This is a genomic window from Pseudomonas sp. zjy_15, assembly GCF_043101865.1.
GTDB classification, from domain to species: domain Bacteria; phylum Pseudomonadota; class Gammaproteobacteria; order Pseudomonadales; family Pseudomonadaceae; genus Aquipseudomonas; species Aquipseudomonas putida_Y.
This window is the reverse complement of sequence record NZ_JBICII010000005.1, coordinates 24,440-34,765: the sequence shown is the minus strand read 5'-3', so window position 1 is coordinate 34,765 and position 10,326 is coordinate 24,440. Positions and strand designations below refer to the sequence as shown.

8 protein-coding genes are annotated in these 10,326 nt (G+C 64.5%); 4 read left to right on the top strand and 4 right to left on the bottom strand.

Annotated elements, in window-relative coordinates:
• Positions 1-178: 178 nt before the first annotated feature.
• Positions 179-1,669 carry a sensor domain-containing diguanylate cyclase gene (locus ACF8EF_RS00580; protein ID WP_392462000.1) on the top strand — a complete coding sequence of 497 codons (1,491 nt, stop codon included), beginning with the start codon at positions 179-181 and terminating at the stop codon, positions 1,667-1,669.
• On the opposite strand, the gene ACF8EF_RS00575 is transcribed toward ACF8EF_RS00580, so the two are convergent.
• Complete coding sequence (locus tag ACF8EF_RS00575; RefSeq protein ID WP_176685006.1) at positions 1,666-2,142, bottom strand: PA2169 family four-helix-bundle protein; 477 nt, start codon at positions 2,140-2,142, stop codon at positions 1,666-1,668. The two genes, ACF8EF_RS00580 and ACF8EF_RS00575, sit on opposite strands and share 4 nt — an antisense overlap.
• A 200-nt stretch (positions 2,143-2,342) precedes the next feature.
• Between ACF8EF_RS00575 and ACF8EF_RS00570 the strand changes: the two genes are divergently transcribed.
• Complete coding sequence (locus tag ACF8EF_RS00570) at positions 2,343-2,564, top strand: DUF3820 family protein (protein ID WP_003247308.1); 222 nt, start codon at positions 2,343-2,345, stop codon at positions 2,562-2,564.
• A 147-nt stretch (positions 2,565-2,711) separates the two neighbouring features.
• On the opposite strand, the gene ACF8EF_RS00565 is transcribed toward ACF8EF_RS00570, so the two are convergent.
• Genes ACF8EF_RS00565 through ptsP form a run of 3 tightly spaced genes read right to left on the bottom strand, consistent with a single transcriptional unit; the run spans position 2,712 to position 8,251 of the window.
• Positions 2,712-4,454, bottom strand: coding sequence for a PTS fructose-like transporter subunit IIB (locus tag ACF8EF_RS00565; protein WP_209967974.1), 1,743 nt, complete (start codon positions 4,452-4,454; stop codon positions 2,712-2,714).
• Complete coding sequence (gene pfkB / locus ACF8EF_RS00560) at positions 4,451-5,398, bottom strand: 1-phosphofructokinase (RefSeq protein WP_176685004.1); 948 nt, start codon at positions 5,396-5,398, stop codon at positions 4,451-4,453. Before pfkB ends, ACF8EF_RS00565 begins: the two co-directional genes overlap by 4 nt.
• Positions 5,399-8,251, bottom strand: coding sequence for a phosphoenolpyruvate--protein phosphotransferase (ptsP, locus tag ACF8EF_RS00555; protein WP_392461998.1), 2,853 nt, complete (start codon positions 8,249-8,251; stop codon positions 5,399-5,401).
• 283 nt (positions 8,252-8,534) lie between these two features.
• On the opposite strand from ptsP, the gene cra reads away from it, so the two are divergent.
• Positions 8,535-9,530, top strand: a complete 996-nt coding sequence (gene cra, locus ACF8EF_RS00550; RefSeq protein ID WP_176685002.1) for a catabolite repressor/activator — start codon at positions 8,535-8,537, stop codon at positions 9,528-9,530.
• A 2-nt stretch (positions 9,531-9,532) separates the two neighbouring features.
• Entirely contained in the window at positions 9,533-10,309 is a 777-nt protein-coding gene (locus ACF8EF_RS00545; RefSeq protein ID WP_392461997.1) for a TatD family hydrolase, read from the top strand.
• The last annotated feature ends 17 nt before the right edge of the window (positions 10,310-10,326 follow it).

The window sequence follows — 10,326 nt, the reverse complement described above, 5'->3', positions numbered from 1 at the left end:
GAACGGCGGGTGGAGATTGGCCAGCAGGGCCGGCCTCTTCGCGGGTAAACCCGCTCCTACACGACGGCCAATCGAAAAGTACGGTACACCGTGCTTCCGTCGGACAAATCTTGTCCGACAATGCCCGCTTCCCTAGAATATTGCCGCCGCGAATGGCCCTGCCCACGCAGTAGCGAGCATGCCCACCCAGTCCCCGCGTTTCGCAGTCTACAGGTCGCACCCCGAGCTGATCCTCAACCTGGGCAGTTGCCTTGCCGTGCTCGCCATCGTGGCCATCGTCAGCTACCTGCTTGCTCGCGAGCGCGAAAGTGTCGAGCAGTCGGCGGTGCGCTCGTCGAACAACATCGTCCAGCTGATCGAAAGCGACATCCTGCGCAACGTCGAACTCTACGACCAGTCACTGCAAGGCCTGATCTGGGCCGTCGGGCGCAAGGAACTGCCGGAGGTCTCCGGTCCGATACGCCAGCGCCTGCTGTTCAATGAAGCCTTCATCGACCGCAAGCGCGGTGACGTGCTGTGGCTGGACAAGCAAGGCAATGTCGTCGGCGACTCCACCAGCAGCGTGCCACGCAAGGCCAACTTCGGTCACACCGGGGTGTTCAAGGCTCACCAGCAGAATGCCAACCTCGGTTTGCTGGTGGGCCCCCCTTTCAAGGCCAAGCTCGGCGACCTGGACTGGTGTATCAGCTTCAGCCGGCGCATCTCCGGCCCCAATGGCGAGTTCGCCGGGTTGGCAGCGGGTGCGCTGCGCCTGTCGTACATCAGTGAATTGTTCCAACGCCTGGACATTGGCCACGACAGCAGCATCAACCTGTTCAATACCGACGGGCAGTTACTTGTCCGCCAGCCCTACCGCGCGCAGGACCCACTGATTGGAACCTCCTACACCGAACGGCCCAATTTCAAGCGCATCATCGCTGAACAGAGCGGTAACTTCACCGCCCGCTCCGACATCAACGGCAAACTCCGCATGTTCACCTTCGCCCGAGTCGCGCAGTTGCCCCTGATCGTGCTGGTGGTGCACTCGGCCGACGAGGTGTTCGAGTCCTGGCGCCGTACCGCCATTGTCGTCAGCGTCGCCACCGGCGCTCTGTGCGTGGGCATTCTCTGGCTGACGTTGCTGCTGGGCCGCGAACTGCGCCGCCGCCACGAAGCAGAAGAAGACCTGGCCATGCTCGCTTCCACCGATAGCCTGACCGGCCTGGCCAACCGCCGCAAGCTGGACCATGTGCTACGCCAGGAATGGGCCCGCGCCCAACGTAACCGTAAGCCGCTGGCGATATTGATGGTGGATGTGGACCACTTCAAGGCATTCAACCAGCGCCATGGCCACGCCGGTGGCGACCATGCCTTGCGCGAGGTGGCCCGGGCCATCGAAGCATGCATTCGCCGCCCGGCGGACCTGGCCGCGCGTTACGGTGGGGAGGAGTTTCAGGTGGTGCTGCCGGAAACCGATCTGGCCGGGGCCCAGCTACTGGCTGAACGCATCCGCGCCAGCGTCGAGGCGCTGGCGCCGTTTGAGGATGATGCTCACGCCGTGACCGTGAGCATCGGTATCGGTCTGTCCGGCACCCAGCAGGACCTTGGCAGGCTGCTGGGTGCTGCGGACGAAGCGCTCTACCGGGCCAAGGCCAATGGCCGCAATCGGGTAGAGGGCCCGCTCGATTAGGAGCGGGCGCGAGCGGCGTTGCGCAGGGCCTTGACCTGGTCATGGTTGCGCTGCACGCCTTGCAGCTGCTTCTCCACCAGGCTGTAGGTCATGTCGCTGGCAGTGCGGCCCAGTTTCACCAGTTTCTCACGGGCTTCCTTGTAGGCCTTGAGGGCGTGGTCCTCGCCACGTTCCACCTCGTTCAGCACCGCCTCCTCGTCCTTGCCGGTGACCATCGACTTGAGGTTGACCCAGCCGCGGTGAAGGTCGCCACTGATGCTGGTGGAGGTTTCCGGGTCGCCGCCCAAGCGACGGACTTCGCCCTGCAATTCACTGGCAGCGCTGGCGCACTCACCCGCGCGCTGGACGAAGAACGCTTTCAGCTCGGGGTTCTTCACATCATCGGCCGAAGCCTTGAAACCTTTCTCGCCATCCTTGCTGTACTCGATCAGGTCGTTGAGTACGTCGATCACGTCTTTGTTGGGGTTGCTCATGGTCGAACTCCTTGGCAGGTGATAGTCCTCTAGGGAAATGCAGCGTTCGTGCCACGCTTAACACAAAAATAAATTTCTTTTTATTCAATGACTTACATACAAGAGACGACAGCTGGTAACGGCGTTCTGCATGATTGCCGCTTGGGGCTTCGTGCAGATTGCAGTATGGTCGGCGCCTTTCCACAGCCAGGTGCGCGCAGATGAAGCCGGAAACCCTCGAACTACTGGTGACCCGCAGCATGCCGTTCGGCAAGTACCAGGGGAGAATCATTGCGGATCTGCCGGGGGACTACCTGGCGTGGTTTGCGCGCAAGGGCTTTCCGGCAGGGGAACTGGGTGGGTTGCTGGCGTTGATGCATGAGATCGATCACAACGGGCTGGGTGATCTGCTGGTGCCGTTGCGGCAGAAGCATCGCCGTTGAAAGGCCAACGCGGGCTCTGTGGGAGCGGCCTTGTGTCGCGAAAGGGCTGCGAAGCAGCCCCAGATTTTCAGCTTCGCAACTTAGATTGCCGGGGCCGCTTTGCGGCCCTTTCGCGACACAAGGCCGCTCCCACAGAACGAGGTCTGCTCATACACTTTTAGCAGGCGCCACGGCCAACTCCACACGCTCGCTCTTCTTGATAACCGCATACACCACCGCTGTCACCAGGCTACCCGCCACAATCGCCAGCAAATACAGCAACGCATGGTTGATCGCGTTGGGGATCAACAACACGAACAAGCCGCCATGCGGCGCCATCAGCTTGCAGCCAAAATACATCGACAATGCCCCGGTCAACGCACCACCGGCGATACTGGCCGGGATCACCCGTAACGGGTCCTTGGCGGCAAACGGAATCGCCCCCTCGGAGATGAAGCACAGCCCCAGCGCCAGCGCCGCCTTGCCCGCCTCGCGCTCGCTCTGGGCGAACTTGCGCCGGGCCAGGAAGGTGGCAATGCCCAAGCCGATCGGCGGCACCATGCCGGCGGCCATGGTCGCCGCCATTGGCGCGTAGCTCGACGAGGCCAACAGCCCCACCGAGAACGCATAGGCGGCCTTGTTGATCGGCCCGCCAAGGTCGACGCACATCATGCCGCCCAGCAACAGCCCCAGCAGGATGGCATTGGTGGTGCCCATGCTGTCGAGGAAGTGCGTCAGGCCTTCGAGCATCGCTGCTACCGGCTGGCCGACCACGTAGATCATCACCAGGCCAGTGAACAGACTGGCCAGCAATGGAATGATCAGGATTGGCTTGAGCGCCTCCAGGCTGCTGGGCAAGCGCGCCCATCGGGCAATGGCCTTGGCGCTGTAACCGGCAAGGAAACCGGCGACAATGCCACCGATGAAGCCGGCACCCAAGGTGCTGGCCAGCAGGCCGCCGATCATGCCGGGGGCCAGCCCGGGGCGGTCGGCGATGGACCATGCGATATAACCCGCCAGTAGCGGCACCATCAGTTTGAAGGCGGCTTCGCCGCCAATCTGCATCAACGCCGCCGGCAAGGTGCCCGCCTCTTTGTAGGCTTCGATACCGAACACGAACGACAGGGCAATCAGCAGGCCGCCGGCCACCACCATCGGCAGCATGAACGACACGCCGGTAAGCAAATGCTTGTACACGCCGGTTTTCTCGCCCTTCGTCGGCGTGGATGCCGCTGCGGCGTCGGCGCCGTTTTCCACCGTGGCCTGCGCCAAGGCCTTGTCCAGAGTGGCGCGGGCCTGCTTGAGGGCAATGCCGGTACCACAACGGTAAATACGTTTGCCGGCGAAACGTGCAGTGGGAACTTCAATGTCGGCGGCCAGCAACACCACGTCCGCCGCAGCGATGGCTTCAGCAGACAAGGGATTGCGCGCACCGACCGAGCCCTGGGTCTCGACGGTCAACTGGTAGCCCAGTTGCTGTGCGGCTTGCTGCAAGGCTTCTGCGGCCATGAAGGTATGGGCTACGCCGGTCGGACAAGCAGTCACGGCAACGATGCGGGTACCAGCACTGCCAGCGGCGGCCGGGCCATCTGTCACTGCGGCCAGCAGCTCGGCGTTGGCCGCCGCTTCGTCGAGAAAGCCTTCGCGATCAGCCAGCGCCTGGGATGGCGTGCTTTGGTACAGGCGCTTGCCGACGAAGCGGGCCAGGTCCACCGGACCGGTGCTGACCACAAGCACCCAGTCAGCCTCGGCGATCTGTGCGGCGCTCAGCTGCCGCTCGGGGTGTTCAGTATTCTGCACTTCGACGCTGGTGCTCCAGCCGCGCCGCTGGGCAGCGGCGGACAGCAAGCGTGCGCTCAGTACACTCGATACCTGGCCATTGGGGCAGGCGGTGACTATGGCAATGTTCATCGGCAACCCTCTTGTTGTTCTGTCAGTTGCACGGCCGCTTCCAGTTGCACCAGGTGCTCGCGGTCACGGATACCGAAGCCAACCTGGGTAACGGCCTGGGCGGCGATGGCAGTGGCTCGGGTCAACGTCTGCGCAGGCGCCTCGGCCAGCAGCAGGCCGTGGACCATGCCGGCCACCAGCGAATCCCCCGCCCCCACCGTGCTGGCAACCCGCACCTTGGGTGGGCGGGCGTGCATGGCCAGGTCACGACTGAACCAACTGACGCCCTGCTCGCCCGCAGACACCACCACGTGTTCAACGCCACTGGCCAGCAGGCGCTTGGCGGCAGCCGTCTGTTGCGCCAGGTTATCCACAGGCAGACCCAGCACTTCGCCCAGTTCTTCGGTATTGGGCTTGACCAGCCAGGGCGCGCTCTGCAAACCGACACGCAGGGCTTCACCACTGCTGTCCAGGACAACCTTGAGGCCTTGAGCCTTCAACAGTTCGAGCAACTGGCGGAACCAGTCGGCACTGATCCCGCGCGGCAGGCTACCAGCCACCACCACGGCATCGTGACCTGGGGCAATCTGTTGCAGTTTGTGCAGCAAGGCGTTGCGTGCCGCCTCGTCCACCTCCGGGCCTTGCCCGTTGATGTCGGTAACGCGGCCATCGGCCTCGACCAGCTTGATATTACTGCGGGTTTCGCCCGGCACACGGACGAAGCAGTCGGTAAAACCGCGACCGTCGATCAGCGCCTCGAAGGGCTGCAGATTGTCGCGCCCAAGGAAACCGCCAACGGTTACGCTGTGCCCCAGGTCGGCCAGTACCTGGGCAACGTTCAGCCCCTTGCCCGCGGCGTGACTGTGCTGCGCCTGGCTACGGTTGACCTGCCCTGGGCGCAGAGCGTCCAGGCCGATGGTGATATCCAGCGCCGGGTTCAGGGTGAGAGTGAGGATCTTGGCCATTCAGTAACGCTCCACCAGCGCGCGAACTGCTGCGGCGCTGTCCTGTTGCAGGGCCTCGCGCGCCAGGGCGCGGGCTGTCTGATGATCGGCCTGGCGAACCAGTGCCTTGACTTCGGCGATGCTGCGCGCGGAGACGCTGAGTTCGTCCACGTCCAGCCCCAGCAGCACGGCCACCGCCTGCGGGTCGGCCGCCAGCTCGCCACACACGCCCACCCACTTGCCGTGGGCATGGGCGGCGCGCACGGTCATGTCGATCAGGCTCAACACCGCCGGGTGCAGGCCATCGGCCTGTGCCGAGAGGCTGGGGTGGCCACGGTCGATGGCCAAGGTGTATTGAGTCAGGTCGTTGGTGCCGATGCTGAAGAAGTCCACTTCGCGCGCCAATTGCGCTGCCAGCAGGGCCGCTGAAGGCACCTCGACCATAATGCCCAGTTGCAGGTCGGCTACCGGGATTTCTGCACGCAGGCGCTCCACCATGGCCCGAGCCTCACGCCACTCGTGCACCTGGCCAACCATCGGGAACATGATACGCAGCGGGCGCTGGTCGGCGGCCCGCAGCAACGCGCGCAACTGGTCTTCCATCACTTGCGGGCGCTGCAGGGTCAAACGCACGCCGCGCACGCCGAGGAAGGGATTTTCCTCGGCAGCGATCGGCCAGTAAGGCAACGGTTTGTCGCCGCCGACATCCAGGGTACGCACCACCAACGGGCGCCCATCAAGGCCATCGAGCACGCGGCGGTACTCGGCTTCCTGGGTAGCCACATCCGGCGCTTGAGGGTGGGCCATGAAAATCAGTTCGGTGCGCAGCAGGCCCACACCCTCGGCGCCCTGCTCCACCACCTTGGCGATACCGTTGCTATCGCCGATGTTGGCAAACACCTCGACGGCATGCCCATCCCGGGTGATGGCCGGCTCGAAGCGGTTGGCCCAGGCGGCCTGCAGGCGTTGCTCGCGCAGGTCACGCTCGGCCAGCGCCCGCTGCAGTTCATCCGCTGGCGGTGCGACGCTGACCACACCACGCTGGCCATCGAGCAGCAGCGGCGTGCCACTGTCCAACAGCAGTATCGACGCACCGGCGCCGACCACTGCCGGTATGCCCAAAGCCCGGGCAACGATGGCACTGTGGGCCGTGGCGCCGCCCTGGGCGGTGACAATACCGGCAACCCGGGTGGGATCCAAGCGGGCGACATCGGATGGACCGACTTCGGTCATCACCAGCACATAGGGTTGCTCGGGTTCAGCCTGCGCCTGCACACCACACAACTGCGCCAGCACGCGGCGGCCGATATCGCGCAGGTCGGCAGCGCGCTCGGCAAGCAGCGCATCGTGCAATGCCTCTTGCTGGCGGGCCGCGGCGTCGATCACGGCCATCCACGCGGCCGCGGCACTTTCGCCCTGGGCCAGGCGCTGCTCGACATCGTCGGTCAGGGCCGGGTCGGCAAGCATTTCCTGGTGGGTGACGAAAATTTCGCCAATGGCCTTGTCGCTGCGCAGGACCAAAGCCTGCAGTTCGCCATTGACGATGGCCAACGCTTCGCGCAGCTTCTGCCGCTCCTGGGCGCACGATTCACCCCGCAAGGGATAGTCGAACTCACGCTCGACACAGACATGCGCCGGGCCGCTGGCAATGCCGGGGGCGGCACCCACACCCTGGATACGACTGCCGGCCGCTGGCGCTTGCAGTACTTCGGGTACGTCATCGGCAATGGGCGTGACGCTCTGCGGTAGGGGTTCCACCTCCTCACCCAAGCCTTGTTCGATAGCGGCCAGCAACACCGGCAAGGCATCGGCAGCGATGCTCGGCTCGGCGACCAGCTCCAGTGCCTGACCACGGCGGGCGCCGAGGCTGAGCAGCTTGCTCAGGCTCTTCACCGATACCGCTGGCTGCGCGCTATCGACCAGGCGCACACGAATTTCCCCTTCAAAGCCTTTGGCCAGTTGTGCAAGCACCTTGGCCGGGCGGGCATGCAAGCCATGTGGATTGGCCAGCACGACACGTGCGCTGGGCCAGTCCGCCGGCGCTTCGCCGCCCAGTACTTCCAGTACCGCACGGCTGTTGGTGGCCTGGTAGAGCATCTGCCCGCGGCCTTCGATCAGCACTTCGCACAGACGCTCAAGCAGGGCCTCGTGAGCGGCGCCAAGGCTGGCCAGGCAGAACAGACCGTTGAGCGGCTGGTCGCGGTAACGCAGCGGCTGCTGCGGGGTGATGAAGGCGAGGCCCGGCTGACGAACCTGGCGCTCGCTGTGCAGCCACCACAGGCCCTCGCCCAGCGGCAGAGGCTCGGCCTGCTGGAGCACGGCGGCAAAGCCACTGTCGACACAGTCGGCACGTTGCAACAGGCGCGCACCGCGCCAGGCCAGTTCGTCGAAGTCTTCAGCCGGCAAGTTCAGCCCCACCAGTTGCGCATCCAGCGCCAACGCTTGTGGCGCGCCCTGCAGCAGCTTGAGCAGCGCTTCGGCTGAGCTGGCCCGGCGCAAGGCTTCGGCCAGGTCGGTCTCGCCCAGCGCACGGGTCAACAGCTGCAGCAGGCGCAGGTGTTCGTCGGAGCGGGCGGCAATACCAATGGCCAGGTAGACCATTTGCCCGTCACCCCAGTCTACCCCCTCGGGAAACTGCAGCAGCCGCACGCCGGTGGCATACACCAGATCGCGTGTTTGCGGCGTACCATGGGGAATGGCGATGCCCTGGCCAAGGAACGTGGAGCCTTGTGCCTCCCGGGCCTGTAGCCCTTGCAGGTAACCCTCGGCGACCAGGCCGTCCGCAACCAGTCGATCCGCCAGAAGGCGCAATGCCTCATCCTTGTCGGCGGCCTTCTGGCCCATGGCTATCTGCTCATTGGCGAGCTCGAGCATGACCTTCTCCTTTTGCAGTTCCCGTTCGGGTACTGGAGTATTGTTGTGAAATTCACATAAAGGGCCAGTTCAGCAACCTTGCACGGGTGGAGCCGAGGCAGAAAAATCGGCGGCTGAAACGTTTAATCTGACCAGGCGGCCACGTTACTCGATAATCTGCCCAGTAAAAAGCCCCATCCTGTCGGACAATTGCGACAATGGTCGTCTGCGCGTGATGCCTGTACCGGGTCAAACTACCCGGTCCGGCCTTACAGCCAGCCCCGGTAATAACAAGGAAAATTCGGTGAAACTCAGCGATATCGCCCGTCTGGCCGGTGTGTCCGTGACCACTGCCAGCTACGTCATCAATGGCAAGGCAGAACAGCAGCGCATCAGCAACAGTACTGTCGAGCGGGTACGCGCGGTGGTCGAAGCCCACGGCTTCACCCCCAACCCGCAGGCAGCTGGGCTGCGCAGCCGGCATACCCGCACCCTGGGCTTCATTCTCCCGGATCTGGAGAACCCCAGCTACGCCCGCATTGCCAAGCAACTGGAGCAAGGCGCCCGCGCCCGCGGCTACCAGTTGCTGATCGCCAGCAGCGACGACCAGCCAGACAGCGAGCGCCAACTGCAGCAGCTGTTCCGTGCGCGGCGCTGCGATGCGCTGTTCGTTGCCAGTTGCCTGCCGCCAGAAGATGACAGCTACCGCGAGCTGCAGGACAAAGGCTTGCCGGTGATAGCCATCGACCGCCGCCTGGACCCCGCACACTTCTGCTCGGTGATCAGCGACGACCGCGATGCCAGCCGCCAGCTGGCCGCCAGCCTGCTCAGCGCGGCCCCACGCAGCATCGCCCTGATAGGCGCACGCCCCGAGCTGTCGGTTAGCCAGGCGCGTGCCGGCGGATTCGACGAGGCCCTGCAAGGCTATGCCGGCGAAGTGCGCCGCTATCAGGGCGAAGCCTTCAGCCGTGAGTGCGGCCAACGCCTGATGCAACAACTGATCGACGACCTGGGCGGCCTGCCGGATGCTCTGGTGACCACGTCGTACGTGCTGTTGCAGGGCGTGTTCGACACCCTACAGGCGCGCCCGGTCGACTCGCGCCAACTGCAGCTGGGTACCTTTGGCGACAACCAGTTGCTCGATTTCCTGCCGCTGCCGGTCAATGCCATGGCCCAGCAGCACGGCCAGATTGCCGCCACCGCGCTTGAACTGGCACTGGCCGCCATCGAGGAAAAACGCTATGAACCCGGCGTTCATGCTGTTGGCCGCACCTTCAAGCAACGCATCTCAGCGGCCTGAACATGCGCCTGATCGACACCCACACCCACCTGGACTTCCCCGACTTCGACGCCGACCGCCCGCGCCTGCTGGCCAACGCGGCGGCGCGTGGGCTGGAGCGGATGGTGGTGCTGGGGGTGTACCAGGCGAATTTCCAACGGGTGTGGGAACTCGCCTGCACCGAGCCGCGCCTGTTCGCCGCGCTTGGCCTGCACCCAGTTTACCTCGACCAGCATCGACCTGAGCACCTGCTGCAACTGCGCGAGTGGCTGGAGCGCCTGCGCGACAACCCGCGGCTATGTGCCGTGGGTGAGTTTGGCCTGGACTATTACCTCACAGACCTCGACAAGACCCGCCAGCAGGCGCTGTTCGAAGCGCAACTGCAGATGGCTTGCGACTTCGAACTACCGGCCCTGTTGCACGTGCGCCGCAGCCATGCCCAGGTGATTGCCACGCTCAAGCACTACAAGCCTGCGCGGGCGGGGGTGATTCATGCGTTTGCCGGCAGCTACGAAGAGGCCCGCGAGTACATCAAGCTGGGGTTCATGCTGGGGTTGGGCGGTGCGGCTACCTGGCCGCAGGCACTGCGGCTGCGCAAGACCCTGGCGCGGCTGCCACTGGACAGCGTGGTGCTGGAGACTGATGCACCGGACATGGCACCGGTGATGTACCCGGGGGTACGCAACAGCCCGGAGCATCTGCCGGACATTGCCGCGGCACTGGCGCAAGTGATGGGACTGGATGTCGAGGTGCTGGCACAGGCCAGCACCCGCAATGCTTGCGCGTTGTTTGGCTGGTGAAACTCAGGTGAACGGGA